We start from the raw sequence: 25,316 nt of genomic DNA, 5'->3' as shown, positions 1-25,316 counted from the left end.
GAATCCACCATGCAGCTCGACAGCTACCTGGAGCTCTTCACCACCATGTACGGGTGGGCCTTCGCCAACATCATGGGCGAGATCATCACCGGCACGGGCCTGGCCGCCCTGCCCTTCGCCCTCATCGTGTTCAACGCCTGGCGGGAGGCCAAGGAGCAAGGCCAAGGCTTCCACGGCGTGCTCGGGCTGCTGGAATCGGTGCAGACGCGCCTGTACACCGCGCTCTTCGTGATGACCGTCTGCTTCGCGACCACGCCGATCACCTCGCTGCACAACGTCAACCTGAGCTACACCCCCACGCGGTCGCTCGACAACAGCGAGCCGCAACCGGTGTCGCTCAAGAGCGGCACGCGCTCGAGCTACGACGTCGCAATGGCCGACGCCGTCTCGGGTGCGTTCAGCAAGGCGGGCAACCTCAGCTACGTGCCGGCGTGGTGGTACGCGGTCATGGGCATCTCGTCGGGCATCAACAGCGCGTTTCGCGCCGGCTTGAGCAGTTCCTCGCGCGACATCCGCGTCATCGAAGACATGGCGCGGATGGCGACGATCGAGGACCCGGGCCTGCTGCACGATCTGCAGCGGTTCTATTCCGAATGCTTCATCCCCGCCCGCAGCCAGTACCTGGCCATGGACAAGGCCACGATCTCAGCGACCGGAAAAGCCATCCTGGCCGAAGGCAGCAGCTACGGGCCAACCGACGTGGACTGGGTGGGGAGCCAGTTCTTCCGGACCGAGAAGGGCTTCTACGGCACCATCCGCTCGTACAACCCGGTGCCGGGCTGGCCGATCGATTTCGCCCGGGACACGGACTACATCCAGACGCCGGCACCGGAGGGCACGCCCGAGGCGGGATACCAGAATCCGGACTGGGGGCGGCCGACCTGCAAGGAGTGGTGGGAGTCAGGCACGATGGGCCTGCGCGAGAAGCTCATCACCAACACCTCGGCCTGGCGAGGCCTCTCGCAGAAGGTCCAGAACACGCTTTCGTTCAAGTCGGCGGACGAGGCCAAGGACAGCGTGGCCCGGCTCGGCTTCGAGAAGGCCAATCCGGTGTTTGTGAGCCCGGAGCGGATCATGGGCGACGAGTACGGTGTGGGCACCAACACGTGGCGAACCGTAACCGGGGCAATCAGCACCTGGGGCGTCGCCAACAAAGCGCTGGACGCCTCGCTCGCCATGGTCCCGCTTCTGAATGCCCTGCCCATGGTCCAGGCCCTGGTGCTCATGGCCCTCTACATGTTCCTGCCGATGATCATCTTCCTGAGCGGCTATGACCTCAAGGTGGCCTTCTACGGCACCCTGGCGATCTTCACGGTGAAGTTCTGGTCGGTGCTCTGGTTCGTCGCGCGCTGGATCGACGCCCACCTCATCGATGCGATGTACCCCGGGTTCAGCGGCTCCGCGATGATGCAGGAGATCACGCAGAGCTTCAGTTCCGGACAACCGCAGATCTACAAGCGGATGCTGCTGAACATCCTGCTGATGCTGATGTTCGTGGGTCTGCCGCTGATGTGGTCTGCCGTTCTCGGCTGGATGGGATATCGGATTGGAATGGACAGCGAGTTGCTGTCGCAATCAGGAGGAATGGCCGTATCCGCTGGCAGCGCGTCCAAGTCCCTCCCGCGGGGCCGTCGATGATTAATCGCCGAGTCGGTCTCGATAGGCTCGGCGTTCGAATGCGTCGATTTCACCGTTGAAGAAAGCTCGATCAGCATCGTGAGAGGTGAAGACCATGCCATCCCCGCCATTTTCTTCTTTGCGAGCGAAGGCGGATGCTGCGTTGCCCATCGCGGGCACAAGCGCGCCGCCCAAAATCATGAGAAGCCGAAAAGCGAATTTGACGGTCTCTACGACCAGGCGAAAAAGAAATTCGAGCATGTTGATCCTCCCACAGATCCTCCGATCACATGCGCGATCGGGCGGCTGCCGACAAAACAGCCCAGACCGAAACGCACCACGCGGTTGGAACCGCGTGTGCCAGGTGGATCACATCACCTGGTCGTCCAAGCCGGACATCACGTCTGCGAGATGCCGGTTGACAGATCGTAGCGAGTGCCCCGGCCGGTGTAAAGCTCGGCTCGGTCCAGAGACCGCTCACGCAACATACATTCCGGCAAATTGCCGTACAATTTTCGCAGGAGGTTCACACCATGGCCATCGCTGCATCCGCCCGGCTAGAAGCCCGGGTCACCCCTGCACTGCAAGAACTGATCAAGCGCGCTGCAGAACTCCAGGGCCGGTCCCTGACCGACTTTATGGTCACGTCGCTCCAGGCCGCCGCACAGCGCGCGATCGAGGAGTCGGAAGTCATCCGCCTGTCCCTCGAGGATCAGCAGCGCTTCGCCGACGCGCTGCTCGTCCCGCCGAAGCCTGCTCCGGCGCTCAAGCGCGCCATGGCGCGCCACGGCAAGCTGCTGCGCTCGGAATGAGCCGGGCCCCGTTTCATGTCGCGTTGCTCGATGGTTCAGCGCACGACCGGAGCCAGTTCTCCAGCGGCGTCCCGGCTCTCGATCGCTATTTGCGCGAGCAGGTGTCCCAGGACATCCGCCGGCGTGTCGCCGCATGCTTCGTCGCGGTGGACGATGCACGGCGCATCGTCGGCTACTACACGCTCGCGGCCGCGGGCGTACCGCTGGACAGGCTGTCCGACGAAGTGAGGCGGAAGTTGCCGCGCTATGCCTCAGTTCCCGCGGTTCGCATGGGCCGGCTCGCGGTCGACGTCGAATTCAAGGGTAAGGGCCTGGGCGGCGCGTTGTTGGTCGACGCGCTGCGCCGCGCCGCCGGCGCCGAGATCCCAGCCGCAGTCCTGGTGGTGGATGCCAAGGACGACCAGGCTGCGGCGTTCTACGCGCACCATGGCTTCATCGCGCTGGTCGACGCGCCTCGCACCCTGTTCCTGCCGCTCGCGACGGTTCGCTAGGCCGCCGTCCAACGCTTATTGCTCCGCATGAACGCCATCCTCGAGCCGACCCTCTTCGCCGCGGCCGGCGCCGCGCCGACTCGGGTTACCTATGCGGAATTGCAGCAGGCCTATGACCACTTCAACGCGCGGCTATTCGGTGGCCAGCTGCCCGGTTGCCTGATCACCCTGCAGCGGGAGAAACGTACCTGCGGGTACTTCTCGGCTGCACGGTTCGCTTCGCTCGACGGCGGAACGACCGATGAGATCGCGATGAACCCGACCTACTTTGCCGCCGTGCCGCTCATCGAGACCATGCAGACAATGGTCCATGAGATGTGCCATCTGTGGCAGCACCACTTTGGCACGCCGGGCCGAGGGCGGTACCACAACGAGGAGTGGGCGTCCAAGATGGAGGCCGTTGGCCTCATGCCCTCCTCGACGGGCCAGCCTGGCGGGAAGCGCACGGGCGACATGATGGCCGACTACGCCCTGTCCGGCGGGCGCTTCTTGGAGGCCTGCAGCGAGTTGCTGACCTCCAGTTTTCAGCTGAGCTGGTACGACCGCTTTCCTGCAGAGGATCACGTCCGCTTGGGCCAGCAAGCGGCCGCGGCCGCACATCTTTCCGGCCTGGTCGGCTCCAGGCCTCCGATGGAAACGGTACCTGCACTCGCGGGCGTCGTGCGTCCCGTGCGCAGCGCTGCAGGGACGGCAGCGGAGCAGGATGGTGCGACGTCCGCCAACAAGTCCAATAGGTTGAAGTACACCTGCAGCCAGTGCCGTGTGAGCGTGTGGGGGAAGCCTGGCTTGAAGATCGTGTGCGGCGAATGCCAGTTGGGATTCATTGCTCAGTAGCTTGAGCACCGATGGTCAACAGTTCTCGTAGTGCAGCCATTTGTGACCGACCAGAACCAGACGACCGTTTTGCAGCGGTTGCCGACCTTGAAGATCTGCTTGCAGGCGACTGCTTTCGGCTAGTAGCAGTCACTCTATCATTGGTAGTTGCACTGCCTGCAACTAGCTCGAATCTCTAATTTTAGGGTTGTCTAAAATTTTTTTGATTGCTCACTCTTAGAATCGCGGGTTATATCCATTTTTATAAGAACTACGAGCCTATTGTTCTTTGCTTTCGTAAGAACTCAAGCACGTCGCCTGAGCCTTTAATTTCTGATGTTGCTCAGATTCGGGAGATTTTTTGGTCATCATGGATAGATATATAAAATATAACTTCAGAGATTTTTCCAATTTTCCAAAAGTTGGAAAAATTGCGTACACTCCGACGGGGGCATTTCGGATTTATGATGAGGGAGTCTTTAATTCGATACACTCTATATCCTTTCCAGCCCAAAAGAATAAAGGGGATAAAAAATTATCTCCTATGAATTTTTGTGTCTACTGCCGCAGAACTCACGATAAACAAGGGGCTAAATTGCAGCTCACAAGTGAGCATATTATTCCTGAATTTTTAGGCGCCTGTCTTGAGCTTCCTGCTTCTTCTTGTTCTGATTGTCAAGAAATAACTTCCGATTTTGAACGCAGCCTTGCTAAAGAGCTATTCCTTGGACCCCGCACACAAATGGGCATCCAAGGAAAGAAAATTGAAGGACGATCAGCTCCGATGAAGAAGAGTTTGCTTGCAGATGCTGGTGCTGAAAACAATGATTACTTCGTCGCATCTCTTGCCGATCATCCAACTGTACTTGTCCTGCCAGTGCTATTTCCTGCAGCCTCTGTAAGCTCAAAACCAAAAATTAATAATGAAATTCTGCGACTGGCAGTCTGCAACTTGAACGTTTCAGAAGATAAGCTATCCAATTTTGGCATCAAATCATTTTCCAGTCAGCATATTGACCTGATAAGGTTTGCTCAGTTAATTTGCAAGATAGCCCTTGCATATTCAATGCATTATTTTAGAGAAACACCCTTCATTGTTTTGGTGGATAAATTTATAACTAGAAAATTTCTTCCACAAGATTCTGCAGTCGATCACTTCGAGCATGTGGGGGTACTATGGAATAGGCCTACCCCAAAGTCAGAAAATCTACACGAAATAGAAGTCGGAGAAATAATTAAAAACGGCGTCAGATTTTGTGTGGTGCGTGTTCAATTGTTTGCCTGTTATGGCATGCCTTCATATTATGCGACCGTCGGATATCATTCGAATTGAAATCCAATTCATTGTTGCTAATGAGCGCCGAAGATTTTCACTACCGCTGGGGACGCTGACATTGGTTAACACCAGATAATCTTCATCAAACGTTGCGAAGACCCAAGATGAACTTCTGCTTTTGCCGATAGCGTAAACTGGCCAAACGACCGCAGTCAGCCTGCAGGGGTTGCCGGGTGTCCTATCAAGGCTCAATTACCTATTTCGCGGGTTGTCGAGGCTTTGCCGCAGTACGCTGCCTTTTTGCTTCGTCCAAACGCGTCTTGGCCTCTGCCAAGTCCTTGTCACTGAGAAGTTCGTCACCTGGCACCAAGAACCACCCCTTGATGCAGGCCAGATCGCGCACGGCAATCTGGATATGGGTGTCCGCGCAAATGGAACTACCCTCGGAAACCACCCCGCCCTGTTCGAAGGCCCCTCGGGACGCCTGATATGGCGCAGAAGCAACGATGGCATGCGTGTCCTGGGCTATGAGCGCTTCGTCGTGGGCCGCTGCCCGAAATGTATGCACCATCTCGCATGCAGCTCGGTCGAATCCACGGTGCAGGAGATCTTGGTCTCCAGGGAACGCGGGCTGGTTCTCCGGCGACGTCGTGCCTCTTTCCGCGCTCGCCTTGCCAATAGCTTTGGCGGCTTTCGTGAAGTCTCCGATTCCGGCCTGGGTAGTCAGATCGAACCAACGATCGACGTCCAAAACTGCGCCCACAACGGCCGGCGTCGCAATGGGCTTCTTAGTTAGCAACCGACTAGGATGAAGGTGGGAGGTCTGGGCCAGCTTCAACGCGCGGCCCCAATCGCTTTCGAAGAAGTACAGGCCATCGCCCAGCCAGTCGTACTGGTTCTTGGAGATTTTCGGTTTGATTTGCCCACGGACAAACCCGTCACGGGTCGTGATGTCACAGCCGTGGTAGGCCAGGACGATCCGACCCATCAGCGATACTTCTTCGCGAGCTTCCCTTTCCCGTCGACGATGCCGGCAGCTTCCATGAGCGCAGCTGCTTCAGCACCAGAAAGATCGGGAAACCTGAGATCGGAGCCGCCCGCTTTCCGAGCGCGCTTCAAAGCCGCGCCAATCTTGGGCTGGAGCTTGGCACGCACCACGGACGTGTGCTTGCGCACACGACCTTCGGAGGGGGATTTGAGTAAGCGGCCCATGACGAAAGTGTGCCACAACGGAAATAGATTTGCTCCGATGCCGCATCTCGATCCCTGGGCCCCGTATGTATGGACCGGCGTCGCCTCGAGGGCCAATCGCAGCCACTCGCATCGCCAGCCAGGCCCTCCGCTCACGGGACGCGGCTTGCTACGAGGTTTTGTAGTTGAGCCAACGCTTCCTGGTTGGGCGGCGAGACAGCACCCAAGCCCGCTCCACTGCAGACCGATTTGGCCACGAGGTGGGCGAGAAAAAGCCTGGGTCGCTCGTCAGGTACCCCGCACTCCGCAGCAAACTGGCCACGTCGACCAGACAGGACCTGGAGCGCTGTAGTGAGAGACCAGTTTGTTCCATGCGTGGCCTTCATAGCTGCCAGGGCCGATGGGAGATCTCCGTCATCTGCGACCCACGCCAGCACGACGTGGGCAGCACTGCGGATGAGCGGCAAATCCGAACTTGCTCCGGCTCGGGTCTTGGCAATCTTGGCGCGCAGCGCAGGGCTTTGGTGGGCCATGTTCATAAATGGAATGTGTAGTGGTTGCTACAGATCTCGATAGGGGATCGTTGTGGCAGCAGTGGCGCGCTGCTACCAAGAAGTCTCGGCAGACTTTCCTGCGATGTCCTTCCAGACACCTGTGACGAGCGTGACGACGGCGCGCTCCCGAAGGTACGCGATCGCGCGCCTGATGTCCGGCACCACATAGGCGGTGTGCTCCAGGTCCGCGGTCCCGCACAACGCCGGCAGTGCCTCGTCCCACCCTTCAAACACTGGCAGCGGTGCCAGCATCTGCTGTCCATCGTGGCGTTCGACGCGCACCCATGCTGAGCCATCCTTGAGCTTGAAATAAGCCATCGACGTCCTGGGTTTCATCCATGGCCAGGGCCCTGGCCTTGCAGGCGCCATGGCCGGCTCCGGTGACGGTTTCTGGCGAATCAGTGGATGAGGCCAGGAGGCGAAGTTGGCATACGCCGGCACTGGCCTGGCGCGCATCGATTGCAGCTTGGCCTGTGCGGCCGCCCGGTGAGCCAGGTATTCCTTCGCGAAACGCTCGATGAACGCGCGAGTGTTGTCCTGCAGCATCTGCCGCTCTTCGCTCGTCAGCACCCGCCCCCCGCCAGTTCCATACGCAGGATCGCCCAGTTTCGTGGGAGACCCATACCGCTTCCCAAAGCAGGTGGAGCCGAGCACCAGCAAAGTGCCCTGCTCGTCCACGACATGGATCGCCTTGTACACGGTGTGGTTGCACCCCGGCTGCTGGCAGCGGATCCGCTGCTCCTTCTCGACCTCCACGACGGCCAGCAATCTCGCAACGCCTCGGTCGGTAATGCATACACCGTGGGAATTCGTGTGCTGGTCCATTCTTCCCTCCTCCAGTTTTGCTTTATGGTACCTGCGCAAACGTGATGGATGCGTAACCGGCAACGGGCCCAGTGGATTGTCCGGCTTACCTCGCTTGGAGCTTAGACTCCTATGCCTCTCGAGCATTAGAGACTGTGTGTGTTCTTCCGCTGTGTTCGTTTGCGCGACAGTTCTGGAGGATGCGCAAGCCACTCGCGACGCTGTTCAAAGGCAAGATGCCGGGCTCTGTCTTCACCGTACTCGGCTACGGAGAACTGCTTGCGCCGGGTGCCCCCGGTCGCTACCGCGCATTCCGCTACCCAGTAGTCGCGGCAAACCTGCACGCCGCTGCGCAGGCTCCACTTGATCTCCATACGGTAGACCCGCTTCTCTGGCGATGGCTGACGCTTACCTTCCGCTAGGCTGCTTTCACGCTTAGGCATAGCGATTGGAACAACAGCGGAGGGAATTTGACCAAGTGGAACGGCATCAGGATGATGGACAAACCAGCCATCAAGCAACTTGAGCAATTCGGTCCGTGCTTCGATGGCCTTTTGCCGGGCTACCTTTTCTCCGTACTTCACCACAGCGAAGGTTCGTCTACGTGTCGTACCGTCGGGCAAAGAAACAAGTGCAGACCATCTGGCATAGCCGTTTTCCTCACGGCGCGATACGCCTGGAACGCCAGACGTGTTATTGCTGCGGACGATCGTTCCGAACTCGCGTCGGCTCATCGCCGGAAACTTCTTCAGAAGTTCGTCGCGATAGGCGATGGCTGCGGCTTTGGCCTTTTCCGGATCACCATAAGTAGCGACCCGGAACTCTTTGCCGAAGTGCTTACCGCGACGTGTGATGGATACGGACCAACGCAGCAGCTTTCCGCTTTCGTACCTGGGGATCAGTCCGTATATTTTAGGAGGTTTCGGAACAACCATGTAAACGGATGGAAGTCGAGAGCGTGGGATGCCCTCAGAACTTCCTGAGCTCAATTAGTCAAAACAGACTTGCCGCTTGCTGCGGCGGGGATGTTCAAGTCGTTACATGACTTCGAACATATGAAATTCAATGTTATTTTTTTCGTTGAAATCAATCGGGAATTCACCTCGCATGGTTATATCTGTTTTTTCTCCAGACTTGAAGATATCCATTTCAAAACCCCAGCCACCCTCATTCAGCTTGTAAATTCTGATCGGCGCATCTTCGTTTTCCTCGTCATCATCATCTTCTTCTATGGAAATCTCACAATCCGCGGCCGGCGGTGAGAGGTCTCCGCGGTTGTTTTTGGTGAGTTCGCTCAGCCGCTCTAGGCCTTCTTGAATTAATTCATGGTTCAGATTAAATCGGTCTTTCAAGGTGTTTTCTTCACCCATGAAAAAGGACGTGCCAAGAAGAAGTAGTGCGGATTTTGCTTTTGCCAAATCAAGTTTCATAATTATCTGTTCCCAGGTATGTTTGTCACTGTCGACGGATTCAGTCCAAGGCCAATCAAATGATTGTCCGCTTCAAGCATAGCGCATTTTGCCTGTTCCTCAGTGAGCCCTGCGCGACGCATGCTTTTGTATCCGATACGTCGCTCGGCTGCTAGCGTTCCTCCACCTGCCTGGTCTTGCACTCGATTTGCATTATAGTGTGGCGTACCCCGTGTTGTCCTATCCGCATTTCTCCCTTGCAAGCTGATTGCAACGGCTGCGCCACGCGTATAACCAGGCAGACCCTCTAGCGCCTTGTCTTGATATATATGGTGAGAGTCATATAATCCGCCAATCTTTTTTATCTTGCTGTGGGGGCCAACGTTCAATCCGGCGAGGATATCCTTGCAAACACATGGACAAGCTCTAAAGCCAGCAAGGCCTGTAGGGTCGATCCAAGAGTAAGGATCGAGAGGGTATATGAAGGTATTTATTCCGCCCAAAAATCCTATGGGATCTTCGCTGATGAATCTTCCTACTGCCGGGTCGTAGTATCGGGATCGGTTGTAATGTAATCCTGTTTCCTCATCAAACTGCTGGCCCTGAAACCGGAACGGTTGCTCGACACGTTGAGGTTCTCGAGCGCACACTACCTCGCTATCGGCAGCATGGGATTTCGCTTCAGGGCCATGCCCTTGGCGCCGAGGTCCAGGCACACCATGTGTACCAGTGTCGGACCGCGGTATAGCCCGCAGCGTAGCCTCGCCCCACACTTTGTAATCGACGGCCCATGCAATTTGACCATTGACATCGGTCAGTTCCAGCGGCGCCCCGATCTGGTCGCAGTGGTACCAGTATGTGTGTTGCTCCTCTCCCGTGCCCTGGACGGTGGCCAGCGGAACGAAGCTGTCCGGCTCGTAGATGAACAGCGATCCGCGCCTCCCCCGCTGGCTGTGCACCATCAGGTCACCGTCCCACAGGTAGTGCGTTGTGCCGAACCGGTCGCTTTTGGCCACGCGGCGGCCGAGCGCATCGTAGGCGTAGCGGGTCGCCTGCGTCACGCCGTGTTGGGTGGTGGTGGATTCGACCAGTTGGTGGTCGGCGTTCCAGCGCAGCTCGATGGTTTCGTGGTGGCCCGCCTTGCGGTTGCCGCGCGTGCGCTTCGTCACGTTGCCATGCACGTCGTATTCGAAATGCAGGTCCTGGTAGAAGCGCAGGCGGTTGTCGCCCACCACGCCTAGGCCTTGCTGAGGCATGCCCTGGCCTGCCTGCTGGCGCTGCATCTGCGCTTCGCTGGCATCCAGCAGGTTGCCAGCAGGATCGAACGCGAACAGCTCCCTGGCCAGCGCACTGCCTAGAGCGGGAAGTGCGGCGAGGATGCGCCCCGTGGGGTCGTAGCGGAAGTCCTGCCGGCCGCGCAAGGTATCGGCACGTGCGACGAGCTGGCTCGTTGCGTCGTAGGCGTAGGCCCGCTCAAGCACCGTGTTGCGTGCCGCTGGCGCCACATTGCCGCTGCCCCGCAGGCTGGCGCGGTGGCGCACCAAGCGACTGGCCGGGTCCCAGCTGAAATGGCTGGTGGTGGCGCCCTGGCTACGCTCGACTTCACGGTGCAGCATGTCGCGTTCGATGTCGGTGATGACTTCGCGGGCGATCTGGCTGTCTCCCGGTGCGATGTTGATCTGGTGCAGATGCCCGGACCCGTAGAACAGCCAGCTCAGCGTGCGCCCGTCGGGCAAGCTGGTGCGGATGCGGTTGCCTAGCGGATCGTAGGCATGAGTTACGGTCCTAACCAAGTCGCGGGAAGGCAGATCGCCGATGCGCGATTTGCCGAGGCTGCCCTGGCCGATGAGCGTTTGGGTTTCCGATAGTAATTGCCCGATGGGGTCATAGGCGAACGCCAGATGTGCTGCACCATTGCTTGCCTGTATGAGTCGGCCCAGTGCGTCGTAGCGATAGGTGGTCTCTTCCACGACTTCATACCCGTGCGACCGCCTGACCAGCAGGCGGCCGAGCGCGTCGCGCTCGAAACGCGTGACCTTGCCGGGGCCGGCATCGCAGCCTCCCGCTTCGATCACGTGGGTGAGCTCGCCAGCGGCGTTGTACACGTAGCGCTGCCAGCGACCGTCGAAGCCTATCTCGTCGGTGAGCTGGTCGCGCAGGTCGTAGCGGAAAGTGGCCTGCGCACGGTTCTCGTTGATGAGAGAAGCGAGGCGGCCCGCTGCGTCGTAGTGGTAGGCGAGTGTGCGACCAGCAGCGTCCTGACGCGCGAGCGGGCGGCCCGCGCCGTCGTAGGTGTAGCGCGTGGTCTGGCCCATCGGGTCGCAGTAGGCCACCAATTGGCCCTCGCCATTCCAGGCGTACTGATGCACGGCGTGTGCGTCATTCGTTCCGGGCTCCTGCACCTGCACAAGGCGGCCCGCGCCGTCGTAGGCGTAGCGCGTTGGCTGTCCGAGCGCATCGATGCGCTCCAGGATCTGCCCCATCGGACCGTAGGTGAAGCGTGTGGTGCGGCCAGAGCAATCGGTGGTGGCGATGAGATTGCCGGTCTTGTCCCAGGCAAGGCTTCGAATGCTGCCGCGCGCATCTGTAATCTCCACGGGGCGGCCTTGAGCGTCGTACGCATAGGCGGTGGCTTGGCCCAGCGGATCGGTCGCTCGCACAAGATGACCGTTGTGGTCATAGGCAAGGCGCCACTCGAAACCCATGGCATCGCGCAGCACGGTGACAAGGTCCCGCTGGTCGTACTGCAGTTGGGTGCTTTGCCCCAGGGCGTCAATGATCTGCACGATGTTGCCGCGCGCGTCGGTGCGCAGGCTGGTGCGCCGGCCTAGCGCGTCGATGCGCCCGCGCGGGGTGCCCATAGCGTCGAACGGCGTTTCCTCGCGCACGGCCTCGGGCGTGCCCTCGGCGGTGACGGTGGCCACGATGTTGAAGCGCGCGTCCCAGTGGTAGGCGGTGACGCGGCCCAGGCCGTCGATGTGGCGGGTGATGCGCTCGGTGGGGAAGTAGGCGAAGCGGTCGTCGTCCTGGCCGGGCACGGGCGCGTCGGCACACCAGGAGCGCAATACGCGGCCCTGGGGACCTTCGTTGTCGTACTGGGCGAAATAGCGGTGCCCGCTGGACTTCCGATAGCCCACCAGCACCCCCGAGCGCCAAGCGTATTGGCGGTAGAGGATGCCGCCATGTTGCGTGGAAACGAGCTGGCCGTGGGCATCGTAGTCGTAGCGCGCGAGCTCGGTGGGCGCATGGCCGGGCACGAGAAGTTCGACGCGTGCGATGCGTTCGCCCTGCAGGGCATCGTGCAGTGCGGGTGCCGGCGCGCGCTGCCAGGACAGTCGTAGGTGGCGGCCTGCCGTGTCGGTGAGGCCGGTGAGGCGCAATGGGCGAAAAGCTGCAGAGAAAGCGTCGGTGGAAGCGCTCTGCGCTTTTACGCCGCTCTCCAGAGTCCTGCGTTCGCGCTCCTGCCGGCCGCTCCACGTCAACGGCTCTGCTGTGCGGACCCCGTCGCCAAGCTCCATTGGTTCCCAGTGCAGCACGATAGCATTGCCATCGCGGTCTTGTAAGCGCGCGAGGGGAAGGCACCACTGTTCGGGGGCCTGCCGGCAGAAGTGTTGCTGCAAGCCGCTCTTGTGCTCCACGATCCACAGATCGGAACTTGTGTGACGCACTGTGAACTGTTCATATGGATCGAAGTAATCCACGCCCTCAGCCACAAGTGGTAGAGGCACGTGACGCCCTGCCTCGTCCTGGAACACCATCCCTTCTGCCGATAAGCGCAGTTGCTGCAACACCGCGTGGCCCCAGCCGCGCCCGAATGGACCATCCTCTACCAGACCCGAGCGATAGCGACGGCGCCAAGGCAGGGACAGCAATGGACCAGGCCCAGGTAGAGTGAAGTCCGTCTCGTCCATGAGCTTTTGCCCGCTGGAGAGGAGTACCGGATGCTTAGATGGGCAAAGCTCGCATGAGCCTTTGCCGTGTGGTTGCTTCGTATCGCTGTGTCCTGTGGTTTCGTGGGTATCGTTCTTGCCCTTGCTTTTGGTGCGCATCTTGAACTTCTTGCCGGCCAGAGCCAGAAGAAGGGCAAGACCGGCGCCGAGCATCCATTTCGCCAGACGCTTGCGGGCCGCTTCCCGTTGCGCCTCCGTCATCGGAGAGCTCCAGGTCTGCATGATGTCCCGCAGTTCCTGGGCCGCGGCGATGCCTGACTCGCCCAGGGTCGCGATGCGGTCGGCCACCACCGCGCCGCCCAGGACCTGCCCGACCACCGGCACGCCCTGCGCCGCCGTGGCCGCCATTGAGAGCGCCAGCCCGCCGTAGGTGGCCGGGTCCTTCAGCATTTCCATGATCTCGTCGATCTGCTCCTGGGCCGCACCTTCGAAGTGCTCGACCTTCATGCCGCCCAGGACGTCGGCACCGTTGCGGACCGTTTGCTGGATTTCCGGGGCCAGCTTGCTCAGCACGGAGTTCGTCAGCGTGGTCACGCCGTTCACGACCATTTCGCCCGATTCGTAGACCACCGTCTTCACATAGGTCACGTGTTCGTTGACCTTGTCGCGCACGTTGGTGAACAGGCCCACGATGACGCTGACCGGATCGTGCTGGCCCTGGTCCATGGCGCCGTAGCGGTTGGCCATCTGTGTGCCGTGCTCGTGGATGGTGCCCAGCGGGACGTCGATGGCGCGGCTGTTGTTGGCGTGCCATGCCACGCCGGGCGTGCCGCTGGTCTTGAGCTTGACGGGGGTGGCCGGATCGAAGGTCCATCCGCTGGCGACCTGGGTGATCGCGCCGTTGCCCCCGCTGAAGATATGCGTGCCCATGCTCGGTCGACTCCCTGATCTTGTTCGTTACTTGTTCGTTTGTTCTTCTGTCCGTCAGTCGGCGCGCTGGAGGAAGCGCGACGAATACGTACGCACCGTGTCCAGTTCTGCGCCGCTTGCCGCTTCCCGATGGGCATCCCGCCTTCCAGGTAGCGTCACCGTGCGCTCCAGCGCCACAGCCGCGGCGCCAGTGCCCTCGTCGAGTGCCCAGGACAGCACCGAATTCGGCGGGCGCTCGTCATGCCATGCGCGCTCGGCGGCCAGGGCCCAATGCACGGGCCCGGTGGCTGCGCCCACTTGGCCGATCACGGCAGCGGGCTCCCAATCGGTGGGTTCCAGGTCCGGGGCTGCCCGCACGCGGGCGGTCACCTGGGCGAGCGCCCGCCATGCCGAACCGTCGAAATCCGAGATGCCATAGCCCACGTGCTCGCCCTGCCAGCCGGCCTGGGCCAGCGCGTTGCGCAGCACCTGTTCGAGCGCGCCGGTGTCGGGAGGCTGTGGTGGCCTCCTGTGCGGGCTGCCGCTTTCCGCCAGGGCGGGGGCGTGCAGCACGAGGTGGCGTTCGCTGCTGGCGTGGGTATCGGGCGCGCCAGCCAGCCACAGGCAGGCCGCTGCTTCGCTCGCGACACAGCCTTCCGGCGTGCGGTCGGTGAGCAGCGCGCCGTTTGCGTAGGCCCGGGCCAGCCGTGGCGCATCGAGCAGGCTGTCCACGGCCATGAGCAGCGCGGTGCCGCCGCCGGGTGCGGTGGTGCCCTGCAGTGCAGACAGGGCCGCGAAGCCCGCTGTATGGCCGCCGCGCACGAAGCGGCAGGGCAGCGTCGTCCAGGGCGCTTCGGCCCCGGCTCCGGCCCAGCGCGCCAGTTCTGCAAGGCCCGATCTCCAGACCTGCGCGCAGTCCGCATCTTCCAGCCATGCGGGCAGGGCCAGGACCATCTGGCCGGGGATGGGCAGTCGGACACTGCCTGCCGGGTTTGCGGTGCCCGCTGCGGTCTGGAGGCTGCTAGCGAGATCAGCCAGCGCGGCGCCCAGCAGGCGCGCCAGGCGCGGAATGCCGGTCGCGTCGCCGGTGATTTCCGGGCAGGCGGCCGTGGTGATGGGATGCGGGCCGACGGCGGGCCAGGCCGACTTGCGGAACCGCTTCTGCAGTCCCACCCAGGAGGCGGCCGATTGCCATGCGCGCGTGCCGGCCGAAGTGACGGCGCCGCAGTGTTCGATGCGCCAGAGGCGGTGGGGCGAAGCGGGGGAAGGTGAGGCCATGGGAACTGCGTGCGTCAGGCGGGCTGCGCGGAAGGTCGGGCGGCGTGGAATGGCACGGCCGAAGGCGAACGGGCGTGGGCGGCGATGTGCACAAGGCCGATGTCTTCCCGGGCCGGCAATGCGATGGCCGTGCGCCAGAGCAGGCTGGCGAGCCGCTCGCCGGTGTCCGCCATCAGCGTGTCCCAGCGCATCTCCTGCGGGGGCAGCAGCGTGCCCCCGGTGGTTTCCGCCTGGGCGGTGAGGGTGATCTCAGGCCAGGTGAAGAAGAGCGGACCTGCCGCGTCCATGCCGTGCAGCGCCATGCGATGGCCGGGGCGCGGGAACTCGCGCAGTTGCAGCGCCTCGGGCGCGGCGTTGTAGTGCCGGGGATCGAAATCCTCCGGCAATTCCGGTGCGCGCGTGGCGCGCCAGTGTTCATCGAAGGTGCCCTGCAGGTCGCGGCGCGGCACGTGGTGGGGCGGGACGGGACCCAGCGCCGCTGGAGCGGGCCGGTCGTCCCAATCGCGCATCAGCCGGTCGGCCGGCTCCACCCAGGGCAGGGGCCGGCCCCGGGCATCGGCGGCCGTGCGGTAGTACCCCATGCCTTCCGGGTTGGCTTCGATGGCATGGTGCTGGCCCGTGGCGGGGTCGGTGCACTGGCCGCCGAAGGCGAAGGGGCGCAGCAGCGGGATGTGCGATGCCGTGTGCGCGCAGTCCGGGCGCAGCCGGCCCAGGCCGCCGAAGTCGGCCGTCCATGTCCGTGGCGCGAAGGCGCGCAGGGCCAGCAGTCGGCGTACCGCGGGGCCGGCCAGGACATCGACGGCGGCCTCCAAGGAGCGCACGGGCTGGCCCCCGGGCGCCACGGCCCAGGCATGGAGCAGCAGGTCGAAGCAGGGCTTCGGGGGCACGTGCTCGGATTCGATGCGGCTCCAGCATTCATTCGCCCGGTCCTGGATGGCGGCGGCCTGTGCGTCTTCGAGCGGCAGGCTGCCCAGCGTTTGCTGCAGGCCGCTGCGGAAGATGGGGGCCTGCCGCTCCGCAGGGGCGAGGCGCGCAGGTGTGCCTTCCGCGTGGGACAGCAGCCAGCTGCCTTTCACGGCGACCACCAGGGCGGGGCCGGTGTGTGCATCCCGATGCACGAACGTCTGGGCCCGGAACGGCGTGTGGTTGAGGATCTCGCAGCTCATGGGTTGTCGCTGCCATCTTCGAGCGAGGCGATCAGCTGCACGGCCTCGACGGCGGCCATCTGGCGCGTGGCCAGGTCTTCCGGCTGCAGGGGAAAGCACCGGGCGCCGTAGCGCGCATGCTCGGTGTACAGCCAGCGCCGCAGGGTATGGCCGACGTCGAAAGCCTGTTCCAGGCAGGCTCGCGGCGACCACGGGCGGGCACCGCGCAGGCGCACCGGCTCCAGCGCCCAGAGCCGCTCCTTCATGGCGGGATCGGCCCAGGAGGTGACATCTTCGGGCGCGAGGCCGGTGCAGCCGTTGGCGGCGAACACGCCGCAGGCGAGCGCGCGCAGCGCGCCCTGCCGGGCCTCCGGGCTGGCCCCTTGCGTGTTGGCCAGCTCCGGCGGCACCTGCCCGAAAACCAGTTGCAGCACGTCGCGTTCTGCCGGGCTCACCGGCCGGTCCTGCCGTTCGATGAAGTCGAGCACGGGCAGCAGGCCGCGCGCCTTGCCGGTGAGCGCCACCACGCGCAGCGCGGTGTCGTTGGGCACGCGCAGACCGCCCACCACCGCGTCGAGCGCGGCGTCGGGCTCGCGGGCCGCCCAGAGGGCCATGGCCGCATCGGCGGCCAGCGCCCAGCCGACCGGATGGGACTGCTCGGTCGGGCCGTCGTGCGCAGTGATGCGGGTGATGTAGTTCCGTACCTCCGGTGCCAGCCGTTGCCCGCCGGTGATGGCCAGCGCCCGCAGCGCCATGATCTGGCGCGACAGGTCCCGGCCTTGCAGCACTTCGGCCCAGCGTTCCTCTGCGCGGGGCGGCAGTGCGTCCATGCCGGCGCATGCCAGCAGGCAGGCATCCTGGTCAGCGCCGTTGCGGGCTGCGGCATAGACGGCATCGGCATGCACCGGCAGCGCCAGCCGGCCGGCCAGTTGCACGCCGCAGTCCCGCAGTGCGGGGTTGACGGCAGCGAGCAGCCGCGCGCAGGTGTCGGGCCTGCCGTAGAACCACAAGGCATCGCCCACGGCTTCGGGGTGCTCGGCCAGCAGTGCTTCGATGAGTGCGAGGCGCTCGCCCGCGTCCGGCTCGTGGTGTTCGGACAGCATGGTTCGCACGAAGGCAGCGCCGGTCCGGTCCTCTGCCGGTGCTTCTGCGGCGGCCTCTGCAGCGGCGTCCAGGCAGGCGCGCCCGTAGTAGCGGCTGACGGCCAGCAGGGCGTCCAGCCGCTGGTCCACGGCCTTGAGGGCGCGGACCGTGTGGCCGCCGCGCAGCAGACCCGCGCGGCGACCGTAGGCGCGGATGGCGATGCCCATCTGCCGGGACAGCATGCCGGGCAGCGGGGGCGGGGCGATCGATGGAACAGAGGACATCGTCTGAAAGTGCAATGGCGCGCTCTGGCCGGCACGGCCTCGGGCCTATGGCGGAAGAAGGCATGCCGCCCGGCCTGCCGGCGGGCGGCATGCCGGTCAGTTGAGCTCGATGGAACCGCCTTCGATGCGGTGCGTCTCGACCGCGGCCGACGTGATCTGGTGGGCCCGCGTCTCCACGGAGCCGTCCTTCTCGAACTGCATCCGGGTGTCGCCGCAGCGCAGCACCACGCGGCCCACGGCCGCCAGGTCGATCTGCGCCACCTCCAGCGCGAGGTTGCCGGTGTCGCGGTCGAACTGCCATGGCGGGCAGGCCGGCGCTCCCGGGGCTGGCCAGGCGGCCACGACCAAGGCCGGTAGTGCTGCACCGTTGCCGCTGGTGCCTTCCTGGCCTTCTGCCGGGAGCGCGGCCAGCACGGATTGCCCCGTGATCACGCCCGGCACTTGAGACGCCAGTGCGGCGCGCCATTCGCGGCCGTTGCACAGAATGACCGTCTCGTCGTGCCCAACCCGTAGTACCTGGGCGGGGAAGAGCCCGAAGGCCGCGCCGGCATCCTGATGGGCCGATGCGGTTCCGGCATCCTCGCCGGATGTGCGCAGTACGCGGAGGTCAGTTTTCATGGATGCCTCCGGAATTGGTGGTGACGTCGCTGGCGCCGATGAGCTTGATGCTCTCGCCGTTGGCGGTGATGGTGCCGTCGGCCTGCAGGATCAGCGTGCTGCCGCCCACCTTGAGGGTGATGGATTCGGCATCCATGGTGATGCTCGATCCGCCGCCTCCGCCTCCGCCGCTTTGCGGAGAAGACGCGACGATGTTCTTGGCGCCGCCCGCGGCAGCCGCTCCGCCACCACCGCCTCCACCACCGCCGCCCACGGTGAGCGTGTACTTGGTACCCACGTCCGTGCTCTGGTTGGAGCCGACCTTCACGCTGCGGTCGCTGCCGACCATGGTGGTCTGCGTGCTCCCGACCACGGTGGCCATGACGGCGCCCACGTTGAGGTTGTAGGCCACGCCGACGTTCTCCATCCGACCCACGCCCACGTTCTGCATGTAGGCGATGCCGATGGTCTCCGTCTTCATCTTGCCGACCTTGATGGACCAGTTGTTGCCGATCTTGTCCTTCTCGTTGCGGCCGATGGTTTTTGTGCGGTTCTTGCCGATGGAAACCGTCTCGTCGATGCCGACGTCTTCCCGGCGGTTGTCGCCGATGCTGATCGTCTCGTCATGGTCCACCCGCTCCGTGCGGTTATTGTGCACCGTGATCTTCTCGTCGCGGTCCACGGTTTCTGTCCGGTCGCGATGAACGATGGTCGTTTCGTCCCGGTCGATCGTCTTGCGCCGGTCCTGGCCCACCCACTTATCCTCATCGTTCTCGACTTCGGTGAGCTGGTCCTTCTGCGCATGCAGCCACAGCTGCTCCGCGCCCTTCCTGTCCTCGAAGCGGATCGCGTTGGCGTCGCCCGCGCCGTTCTTCATGCCATCGCCGAACGCCCCGCCCTTGCTGGACTTGGTCTTGATACCCGACTGCGTGGCATTGCCCGGTAGCGCCCAGGGCGGCATGTTGGCGGCGTTATAGACGCAGCCCACGACCAGGGGATAGTCGGGGTCTCCGTTCAGAAAATCGACCACCACTTCGTGCCCAATGCGCGGGATCGAGATCGCACCGAACCCTGAACCCGCCCAGCTCGTGGCCACCCGCATCCAGCAACTGGAGTTCTCGTCCATCGCGCCGATGCGGTCCCAGTGGAACTGCACTTTCACGCGGCCGTACTGGTCGGTCCAGATTTCCTCGCCTGCCGGGCCTACGACCACTGCCGTCTGTGGGCCCGTGGTGCGTGGCTTCGGGGTTTTTCTTGCGGGGGTATAGGGCAGGCTTGTGGGCTGGGCCGTGAGGCTGAATTTCTGGAAGGAGCCCTGCTCCTCGTTGTGCTTGAGCGCCTCGCCCGGCTTGGCGCTGTTGAACGAGGAACTGCGTGGGTTCTCGTGCAGGTGGTAGGTGACGCCCGTGATGAGGTATTGCCGGTTCTGGTCGCCGCGCGGGTAGTTCTCCAGGGTGAAGGTGTAGCCCGTCGCCAGGCTCCGGTGGCGGGATTCACCCCTGACGGTGCTGTGGCCGGTCAGGCCTTCCTGCAGGCGTACCCGGGCGTATTGCTCGCCGTCGCCGTGCTGCACGTAGCCTCCCGGCCATTCGTAGATCTCGTACGCATCGTGCGCATGGCCCGGGGGCTGCTGGCGCATGTTGGAGAGGTCCGACCGGGGCTTCTTGAAGTCGTAGTCGTCGTTGTAGTACCGCCCGGGCTTGATCTCCTCGCCCAGGGTCCAGGCGTGGATGTTCTCGCGGTCGGCCGTGGCCGACTTCTCGGGCGGGTAGAACGGGATCACGGCCGCGCCCGGCAGGGGCTCGTGCCCGGCCACGATGTCGTCGGCGATCACCAGCGTGTGCTGGCCGCTCGCGTGCTGGAAGTAGTAATAAGCCCCTTCATGCTCCAGCAGGCGCGAGACGAAGTCGAAGTCGCTCTCCCCGTACTGCACGCAGTAATCCCAGGCGCGGTACGCGCGCGTGAGCTTCAACTGCATCGGATAACCGTAGCGGCTCAAAACCTCTTCCACGATCTGCGGGACGGTCTTGAACTGGAAGATACGGAAATCCTGCCGCCGCGTGGCCACCCAGAGCCAGGGCTGCAGGCGCAGGTGGTACGAGTACAGCCGATGGTCCTGGCCCTGCATGCCGAAGCGCGTGACCAGGCCGTCCAGGTACCGCTTGCCGCCGCCTTCGGTCTCGATCTCCACCGTCGCCGTCTTGCCCAGCAGCGCCTTGGGATCGATGTCGCGCCCTTCCGAGAGCAGGTCGATGTCGAAGGAGAAAAGCTGGCTCAGCTCCTCGCTGCCCCGCAGCTGCCGGAAATGCAGTTGCTCTCCCAGGGGCGTCTGGATGGTGACGCGGCGTGTCATTTTGCAGTAAGTAAGCGCTATGTTGGCGCTTCACGGTGGAGTCGAAACGGCCGCGATCATAGGCGCACCAACCTGATTCTTTATGACGCACTCGGCAACAAATTTGTTTGTAAATGTTTCTCTTTTTGCGCCAAATCGGACGCCATCTCGCATCAAAAAAATCTATGCGAATCATTCATGATTATTTTTGAAATTAAGGAGGAGAAACTTCCGCGGGCCACTGGTCGCGCCATCATGAGCGCGCTTACACCTACACGCGAATCACAGCCATGCAGTTCCGACTTAAACAGATGGAAGTCTTCCGCGCGGTGATGTTGACCGGCACGGTCAAAGGCGCCGCCGCCATGCTGTGCCAGTCACAGCCCGCCGTCAGCCGCTCGCTCGCACATACCGAGCAGTCTCTGGGCCTCACCCTCTTCCAACGCACCAAGGGCAGACTGGTGCCCACCCCGGAAGCGGAAGCGTTGATCGAGCAGGTCAACCCGTTCTTCCAACACGCGATCCGCATCAACGATTTCGCGACCAGCCTGCGCACCGCTTCGGTCGGTCACCTCACCGTGATTTCCAGCTATTGCCTGAGTCGGGGCCTGGTGTCCAGAGCGGTCGTTCGCTTCATGGAGCGGCACCCCAAGGTACAGGTGCAACTGCGCACCAGTCTGCTCGCCGACATGCCCAAGGCACTACTCAGCGAAGAAGCGGATATCGCGGTTGCCGCCGTGGCAATGGACCATCTGCAACTCCAGGTCCAGCCCCTTACGGAGGGACGCATGGTCTGTGTGATGCAGACCGACCACCCCTTGGCGGAAGCCGATAGCGTGTGCTTCACCGACTTGGCAAAACATGTGGTCATTACGCCCCACCCCAGCATCCCATTCGGGCAATTGCTGTCCGCAGCCCTGGAGCGGGCCGGTGTTTCCCTGGACGCACGCGTCAACGTCCACAACATGGATCTCGCCTGCGCATTGGTCCGTGCCGGTGCCGGGCTCGCCATCGTGGACGAATTTACCGTGGATGGGCTGGATGGCATGCAGGGCCTCACGACCGTCGCGCTCAAGGACGACGTGCTGATCGCGCCGGCTGTCATTTGCTCTGCGCACAGAGCAATGCGCCCATGCACCGAATCGTTCATGGACGCACTCACAGAGCAGGCATTCGTGGACCGCCAAAGGCGAGGTCGCCAGGGACGCGAGCAAAAGCCGTGTTTATCGGCAACATAAACGAGACAGTCCTTGCCCAGCGAACGTCCGAATGTATTAACTCGACAGTCATACCCCCAAAACGATTTTGCAATCGGTAGATTCCGCGCTGCGGCATAGCATTTCATCCAGAAGTCATTCGGGAGGAAGCTATGCGGATAGGGTTGGTGGGCGCCGGGAACATCGGCAGGCATTTTGCGGCGCGATGGGCAGCCGCCGGGCATTGCGTCTCGGTGTACGACACCTGCAAGAAGGCCAGGAGCCATGCAGCGAGCATGGGCGCGCTACCAGCGGCCGATCTCGGCAAGCTGATCGCCAACCAGGACGCGATTGCGCTGAGCCTTCCTACGCCAGAAGTCGTCGTCGATGTTGCACGGACTATCGCCTCCTTGGTCTGTGTCCATCCAGTGCGTCTCATCGTAGATTTGTCCACGACGGGCGCGGACGCCACGGTCCACGTGGATACGCTGCTGAAAGAGGCCGGAGTGCCATTCTTTTCTGCGCCCGTAAGCGGTGGCACCGTCGCAGCCGCGGAGGGACAGTTGACGGTGATGGCGGCAGGTCCCTTACCCGGCTGGGAGCGCGCCATGCCGATGTTCGACGCCATTGCGCGGCATACGTTCTACCTCGGACCGAACATACGGCTAGGCCAAACCCTCAAGCTCATCAACAACACGTTGTACGCGGCATGCATGCTCGCCAGCTGCGAGGCGCTAGTGTGCGGAACGAAAGCGGGGATCGAGGCGCATACCCTGCTGAACGTCATCAACCGCTCCAGTGGGCGCTGTTTCGCGACGATGGAGCGCCTGCCCAACGCACTGGACCGCAGCTTCCCTCTTCGCTTCAAAACCTCGCTACTGCGCAAAGACGTGCATTTAGCGCTCATGGCCGCAGACGAACTTGGTGTCCCTATGCAAGTCAGCAAGGCCGCTTTGCGGCTACTGGACGACGCCATGGTCGCAGGCCTCGGCGAGGCCGACAACATCACTGCCATCCGGGTCGTCGAGCGCCATGCCGGCGTCGTTTTCGGCGATTTTTGACATCGCCCTGCCCAAAGCGAATGCTCGCGGCACCCTACACAAGAAAACCAGATCATCGAGGAGAGAACCATGAAACGAAAGATCGTCGCTGCACTCGTCGCAGCCCTTCCATTGCTGGCTTCGGCGTTTCCCGAGAGGCCGATCAAGCTGATCGTGCCCATGGCTGCCGGGAGCATCACCGACGTCGCTGCGCGTTCAGTCGCGGAAGCCATGTCGCAGCGCCTCAAGCAGCCAGTCGTCGTGGACAACCAACAGAACCTGGTTGGCACGATGGCCGCGGTCCGAGCCGCGCCCGACGGGTACACGCTGCTGATCGTCGGCATCACCAATGCCGCAACCAACGTAATCACCATGAAGTCGCCGCCCTACGATCCGCGCAAGGACTTCACGCCGATCGGCCAGATGGCCGAACTGCCCTACCTCCTGGTAGCCAGCACGAAGCTGCCCGCGCAGACGATGAAGGACCTCATCAGCTACGGGAAGTCCCATCCGGACAAGCTGTCCTATGGCTACGGCTCAGGCAGCGCCCAGTTGGCGACGGTGCGCTTCACGTCGATGGCCAATTTCACCGCGACCGGAGTCGGCTACAAGGGCGTCCCGCAGGCGATGACGGATCTGATGGGTGGCACCATCGACTTCATCGTCGCCGATCTGAACAACGGGCTTCAGGCAGCTCGTGCCGGCCGCGTCACGGCGCTCGGGGTGACCTCCGCGAAGCGCTCCCCCCTCGCTCCCGACGTTCCCACGTTGCACGAGCAAGGCCTGGAAGGCTACGACATCTCGGTTCGCTTCGGCCTTGCCGGTCCGGCACACCTGCCCGCCTCCATCACCGAACAGCTCAACGCCGCGTTGCGTGAAGCCCTCAACGATCCAGCCGTCCGGCAGCGCTTTGACGGCGCGGGCATCGCGATCGTGCCCTCTTCCCCCGAGGTCTTCGCCCGCAACATCCGGGACGACATTGCCAAATGGTCGGCGATCGCTAGGGACGCCGGCATCGCCCCTCAGTAGCGGCCGCGCTCTCAGCGCCCTCGTCCATCTGCATTGAGGACGGGGCGTCTTCTCGGCTGACCGTGCTCAGCCCGCCCTTGGCGGCTGCGCCCGCCTGGACCACAGTCAACTCGTACCAATCGCATGCCCGCTGAGGCAGGGATCGGCTCGTCCCTTCATCGCGAAGATCCTCGACCATGACGCCAACCCGAATCAACACCCACGTTGCCCTGGCACACGCCATCTCACCTCTCAAGGTATGGAGCAGTTTCAAGGACGAGAACGTCCGCCAGCATGTGTTGCGCGTGGCACGGGCCCTCTTGGCAGTGAGACGTGACCTGGAGGCCAGTGCGCATGCGTTGGCGACCACACGGTTACACGCCCTGGGGCACACAGTCGTGCAGCTTGCGCGGGTTGCAGACCTGCTACCTGGGGGGCCCCTTCACGGTCTTCTATTGCCCCAAGACCGCAACGCCGCCAAGTGGTCGAGCGGCATGCTGAAACACGGGTGGCATGGGTTGGCAACGACATCACAGATCGCCTGGGCACTGGGATTCGATCACGCCAGCTTTGCAGAAGCCGCGGACAATCCGACGCTGCGCTGGATCTCCTGCGGCGAAGTTCCCCTGTATCTCCGGGGCTCCTGGCAAGTATTGGGTGGGGTGATCGACGCGCCGCTGCTACGCTGGATGAGCGACTTGGGCCGACGCCAAGACGAGCAGCCAAAAGCGAACTGCGCAGCGCTCAAGGGAAGCTACCGCGACACGATCCAACAGTGGGATTTCATGGCTTCCGCGCTGCGCGACCTGCATCTTCGGATGCAGGAGTGCTGTTGGATGCTCAATCAGCTTTCCGAGCGGCTGGACCCACTGGGTCGAAAGGTTCTCTCTGCCATGGAGACTCGATTCACAGGATCAGGCAGAGGGCTCCCCACCGACCACGTGTATGCGGAGTTCGACTCAGACCAGCAACACAGCATGCGCACCGGATGCGCTGCATTACTTCGCTTGGCGCAAATCCGCCTGATCAATGATGAGGGGGCACTGACCGATCACGGTCGCGACGCTGTGGTGGACGCGAGGCGACTGCTCCTTGCTGGCTTCACCGCCAAGGCAGGCCAGCAACTCACAGTTGTCGCATAAACAGTCCGCTTCCGAGCCACGTCTACACGCGCTTCCGAGCGCGAGATGTCCCTCTCTCACCGCAGGTCGCGGGTGCAACGCCTAACGTCCCAGCCACCCATGATCTTCCGCCGAGGTTCCATATCGCCTCACGAGACAGGTCGAGCCGACCACCGGCAAACGCCCCGCTCTTCAACCACTTGAATCGCTTTGTAGTTGCAGTCAACGCTGCTGGCAGCGGATACGCTGCGCCTTCTCTACGTCTACGACGGCCGGGAATTTTCCCGAGCATGCTTCGTAAATGGCCGCTCAGTGGTGCTGGCCTTCTCTCCCATCTTCCCTCTTGCTTCTTCCCCACGGTAACCGCGCGAACGCATGCGGTGCGCTACCGCCATCAGATAAATCCGTGTTGTTTGTTGTTGTATGTTGTATTTATATTTTATAAAATACTACCCTATCGCAGGGC

21 protein-coding genes are annotated in these 25,316 nt (G+C 62.7%); 9 read left to right on the top strand and 12 right to left on the bottom strand.

The genetic code is table 11. The annotated features are described in order from the left end of the window. Nucleotides 1-9: 9 nt before the first annotated feature. Nucleotides 10-1,638, top strand: a complete 1,629-nt coding sequence (locus tag T336_RS0113390) for a conjugal transfer protein TraG N-terminal domain-containing protein (protein ID WP_026432939.1) — start codon at nt 10-12, stop codon at nt 1,636-1,638. On the opposite strand, the gene T336_RS0113385 is transcribed toward T336_RS0113390, so the two are convergent. Next, the gene (locus tag T336_RS0113385; protein WP_026432938.1) at nt 1,639-1,878 is read right to left on the bottom strand and encodes a hypothetical protein; all 240 of its coding nucleotides are present in this window, start codon (nt 1,876-1,878) and stop codon (nt 1,639-1,641) included. Nucleotides 1,879-2,150: 272 nt separating this feature from the next. Between T336_RS0113385 and T336_RS0113380 the strand changes: the two genes are divergently transcribed. The 4 genes from T336_RS0113380 to T336_RS26685 all read left to right on the top strand — a co-directional run bounded on the left by T336_RS0113380 (nt 2,151) and on the right by T336_RS26685 (nt 5,066). Beyond that, the gene (locus T336_RS0113380; protein ID WP_026432937.1) at nt 2,151-2,429 is read left to right on the top strand and encodes a type II toxin-antitoxin system TacA family antitoxin; all 279 of its coding nucleotides are present in this window, start codon (nt 2,151-2,153) and stop codon (nt 2,427-2,429) included. After that, nucleotides 2,426-2,920 (top strand): GNAT family N-acetyltransferase, encoded by a 495-nt coding sequence (locus T336_RS0113375; protein WP_026432936.1) that lies wholly within the window; start codon nt 2,426-2,428, stop codon nt 2,918-2,920. The genes T336_RS0113380 and T336_RS0113375 overlap by 4 nt, the downstream gene beginning before the upstream one ends. A 27-nt stretch (nt 2,921-2,947) precedes the next feature. After that, complete coding sequence (locus T336_RS0113370; RefSeq protein WP_051647202.1) at nt 2,948-3,754, top strand: SprT-like domain-containing protein; 807 nt, start codon at nt 2,948-2,950, stop codon at nt 3,752-3,754. Between the two features lie 349 nt (nt 3,755-4,103). After that, nucleotides 4,104-5,066 carry a hypothetical protein gene (locus T336_RS26685; protein WP_156957859.1) on the top strand — a complete coding sequence of 321 codons (963 nt, stop codon included), beginning with the start codon at nt 4,104-4,106 and terminating at the stop codon, nt 5,064-5,066. A 199-nt stretch (nt 5,067-5,265) separates the two neighbouring features. Here T336_RS26685 and T336_RS0113360 read toward each other — a convergent pair whose 3' ends face one another. From T336_RS0113360 to T336_RS0113325, 11 genes are all read right to left on the bottom strand, one after another. Further along, a complete protein-coding gene (locus T336_RS0113360) occupies nt 5,266-5,997 on the bottom strand; it encodes a hypothetical protein (RefSeq protein WP_026432934.1) in 732 nt (243 codons plus the stop codon). Next, a complete protein-coding gene (locus T336_RS26105) occupies nt 5,997-6,221 on the bottom strand; it encodes a hypothetical protein (protein WP_084151431.1) in 225 nt (74 codons plus the stop codon). Before T336_RS26105 ends, T336_RS0113360 begins: the two co-directional genes overlap by 1 nt. Before the next feature lie 584 nt (nt 6,222-6,805). After that, nucleotides 6,806-7,579 carry a hypothetical protein gene (locus T336_RS0113355; RefSeq protein ID WP_026432933.1) on the bottom strand — a complete coding sequence of 258 codons (774 nt, stop codon included), beginning with the start codon at nt 7,577-7,579 and terminating at the stop codon, nt 6,806-6,808. A gap of 125 nt (nt 7,580-7,704) precedes the next feature. Next, entirely contained in the window at nt 7,705-8,493 is a 789-nt protein-coding gene (locus tag T336_RS26100) for an AP2 domain-containing protein (RefSeq protein ID WP_244883940.1), read from the bottom strand. A 102-nt stretch (nt 8,494-8,595) separates the two neighbouring features. Then, nucleotides 8,596-8,988 (bottom strand): hypothetical protein, encoded by a 393-nt coding sequence (locus T336_RS26680; RefSeq protein ID WP_156957858.1) that lies wholly within the window; start codon nt 8,986-8,988, stop codon nt 8,596-8,598. Nucleotides 8,989-8,990: 2 nt separating this feature from the next. Beyond that, entirely contained in the window at nt 8,991-13,787 is a 4,797-nt protein-coding gene (locus T336_RS0113350) for an RHS repeat-associated core domain-containing protein (protein WP_026432932.1), read from the bottom strand. A 54-nt stretch (nt 13,788-13,841) separates the two neighbouring features. Continuing rightward, nucleotides 13,842-15,044: a hypothetical protein gene (locus T336_RS0113345; protein ID WP_026432931.1), complete on the bottom strand. Its 1,203-nt coding sequence runs from the start codon at nt 15,042-15,044 to the stop codon at nt 13,842-13,844. A 14-nt stretch (nt 15,045-15,058) separates the two neighbouring features. Beyond that, on the bottom strand, nt 15,059-16,210 hold the full coding sequence (locus tag T336_RS0113340; RefSeq protein WP_026432930.1) for a DUF2169 family type VI secretion system accessory protein: 1,152 nt from the start codon (nt 16,208-16,210) through the stop codon (nt 15,059-15,061). Beyond that, on the bottom strand, nt 16,207-17,556 hold the full coding sequence (locus T336_RS0113335) for a hypothetical protein (RefSeq protein WP_026432929.1): 1,350 nt from the start codon (nt 17,554-17,556) through the stop codon (nt 16,207-16,209). The genes T336_RS0113340 and T336_RS0113335 overlap by 4 nt, the downstream gene beginning before the upstream one ends. A 96-nt stretch (nt 17,557-17,652) precedes the next feature. Next, entirely contained in the window at nt 17,653-18,174 is a 522-nt protein-coding gene (locus T336_RS0113330; protein ID WP_026432928.1) for a hypothetical protein, read from the bottom strand. Further along, nucleotides 18,164-20,506 carry a type VI secretion system Vgr family protein gene (locus tag T336_RS0113325; RefSeq protein WP_026432927.1) on the bottom strand — a complete coding sequence of 781 codons (2,343 nt, stop codon included), beginning with the start codon at nt 20,504-20,506 and terminating at the stop codon, nt 18,164-18,166. Before T336_RS0113325 ends, T336_RS0113330 begins: the two co-directional genes overlap by 11 nt. Before the next feature lie 269 nt (nt 20,507-20,775). Between T336_RS0113325 and T336_RS0113320 the strand changes: the two genes are divergently transcribed. The 4 genes from T336_RS0113320 (at nt 20,776) to T336_RS25180 (ending at nt 24,871) form a co-directional block, all read left to right on the top strand. Beyond that, nucleotides 20,776-21,723, top strand: a complete 948-nt coding sequence (locus T336_RS0113320) for a LysR family transcriptional regulator (RefSeq protein ID WP_020425018.1) — start codon at nt 20,776-20,778, stop codon at nt 21,721-21,723. 131 nt (nt 21,724-21,854) lie between these two features. Continuing rightward, nucleotides 21,855-22,742, top strand: a complete 888-nt coding sequence (locus T336_RS0113315; RefSeq protein ID WP_026432926.1) for an NAD(P)-dependent oxidoreductase — start codon at nt 21,855-21,857, stop codon at nt 22,740-22,742. A 69-nt stretch (nt 22,743-22,811) separates the two neighbouring features. Further along, nucleotides 22,812-23,750 carry a Bug family tripartite tricarboxylate transporter substrate binding protein gene (locus T336_RS0113310; protein WP_026432925.1) on the top strand — a complete coding sequence of 313 codons (939 nt, stop codon included), beginning with the start codon at nt 22,812-22,814 and terminating at the stop codon, nt 23,748-23,750. A 176-nt stretch (nt 23,751-23,926) separates the two neighbouring features. Beyond that, the gene (locus T336_RS25180) at nt 23,927-24,871 is read left to right on the top strand and encodes a hypothetical protein (protein WP_051647198.1); all 945 of its coding nucleotides are present in this window, start codon (nt 23,927-23,929) and stop codon (nt 24,869-24,871) included. The last annotated feature ends 445 nt before the right edge of the window (nt 24,872-25,316 follow it).

Origin of the sequence: Paracidovorax oryzae ATCC 19882, assembly GCF_000687165.1 — a bacterium.
GTDB classification, from domain to species: Bacteria; Pseudomonadota; Gammaproteobacteria; order Burkholderiales; family Burkholderiaceae_C; genus Paracidovorax; species Paracidovorax oryzae.
Note: the sequence above shows the minus strand (reverse complement) of the source record. Positions and strands in the feature narration are given on the sequence as shown.

What these genes read in the sequence shown, in the direction of transcription:
- T336_RS0113390 (WP_026432939.1), top strand. Translation starts at nt 10, where the DNA reads ATGCAGCTCGACAGCTACCTGGAGCTCTTCACCACCATGTACGGGTGG.
- T336_RS0113385 (WP_026432938.1), bottom strand. Translation starts at nt 1,878, where the DNA reads ATGCTCGAATTTCTTTTTCGCCTGGTCGTAGAGACCGTCAAATTCGCT.
- T336_RS0113380 (WP_026432937.1), top strand. Translation starts at nt 2,151, where the DNA reads ATGGCCATCGCTGCATCCGCCCGGCTAGAAGCCCGGGTCACCCCTGCA.
- T336_RS0113375 (WP_026432936.1), top strand. Translation starts at nt 2,426, where the DNA reads ATGAGCCGGGCCCCGTTTCATGTCGCGTTGCTCGATGGTTCAGCGCAC.
- T336_RS0113370 (WP_051647202.1), top strand. Translation starts at nt 2,948, where the DNA reads ATGAACGCCATCCTCGAGCCGACCCTCTTCGCCGCGGCCGGCGCCGCG.
- T336_RS26685 (WP_156957859.1), top strand. Translation starts at nt 4,104, where the DNA reads ATGGATAGATATATAAAATATAACTTCAGAGATTTTTCCAATTTTCCA.
- T336_RS0113360 (WP_026432934.1), bottom strand. Translation starts at nt 5,997, where the DNA reads ATGGGTCGGATCGTCCTGGCCTACCACGGCTGTGACATCACGACCCGT.
- T336_RS26105 (WP_084151431.1), bottom strand. Translation starts at nt 6,221, where the DNA reads ATGGGCCGCTTACTCAAATCCCCCTCCGAAGGTCGTGTGCGCAAGCAC.
- T336_RS0113355 (WP_026432933.1), bottom strand. Translation starts at nt 7,579, where the DNA reads ATGGACCAGCACACGAATTCCCACGGTGTATGCATTACCGACCGAGGC.
- T336_RS26100 (WP_244883940.1), bottom strand. Translation starts at nt 8,493, where the DNA reads ATGGTTGTTCCGAAACCTCCTAAAATATACGGACTGATCCCCAGGTAC.
- T336_RS26680 (WP_156957858.1), bottom strand. Translation starts at nt 8,988, where the DNA reads ATGAAACTTGATTTGGCAAAAGCAAAATCCGCACTACTTCTTCTTGGC.
- T336_RS0113350 (WP_026432932.1), bottom strand. Translation starts at nt 13,787, where the DNA reads ATGGGCACGCATATCTTCAGCGGGGGCAACGGCGCGATCACCCAGGTC.
- T336_RS0113345 (WP_026432931.1), bottom strand. Translation starts at nt 15,044, where the DNA reads ATGGCCTCACCTTCCCCCGCTTCGCCCCACCGCCTCTGGCGCATCGAA.
- T336_RS0113340 (WP_026432930.1), bottom strand. Translation starts at nt 16,210, where the DNA reads ATGAGCTGCGAGATCCTCAACCACACGCCGTTCCGGGCCCAGACGTTC.
- T336_RS0113335 (WP_026432929.1), bottom strand. Translation starts at nt 17,556, where the DNA reads ATGTCCTCTGTTCCATCGATCGCCCCGCCCCCGCTGCCCGGCATGCTG.
- T336_RS0113330 (WP_026432928.1), bottom strand. Translation starts at nt 18,174, where the DNA reads ATGAAAACTGACCTCCGCGTACTGCGCACATCCGGCGAGGATGCCGGA.
- T336_RS0113325 (WP_026432927.1), bottom strand. Translation starts at nt 20,506, where the DNA reads ATGACACGCCGCGTCACCATCCAGACGCCCCTGGGAGAGCAACTGCAT.
- T336_RS0113320 (WP_020425018.1), top strand. Translation starts at nt 20,776, where the DNA reads ATGCAGTTCCGACTTAAACAGATGGAAGTCTTCCGCGCGGTGATGTTG.
- T336_RS0113315 (WP_026432926.1), top strand. Translation starts at nt 21,855, where the DNA reads ATGCGGATAGGGTTGGTGGGCGCCGGGAACATCGGCAGGCATTTTGCG.
- T336_RS0113310 (WP_026432925.1), top strand. Translation starts at nt 22,812, where the DNA reads ATGAAACGAAAGATCGTCGCTGCACTCGTCGCAGCCCTTCCATTGCTG.
- T336_RS25180 (WP_051647198.1), top strand. Translation starts at nt 23,927, where the DNA reads ATGACGCCAACCCGAATCAACACCCACGTTGCCCTGGCACACGCCATC.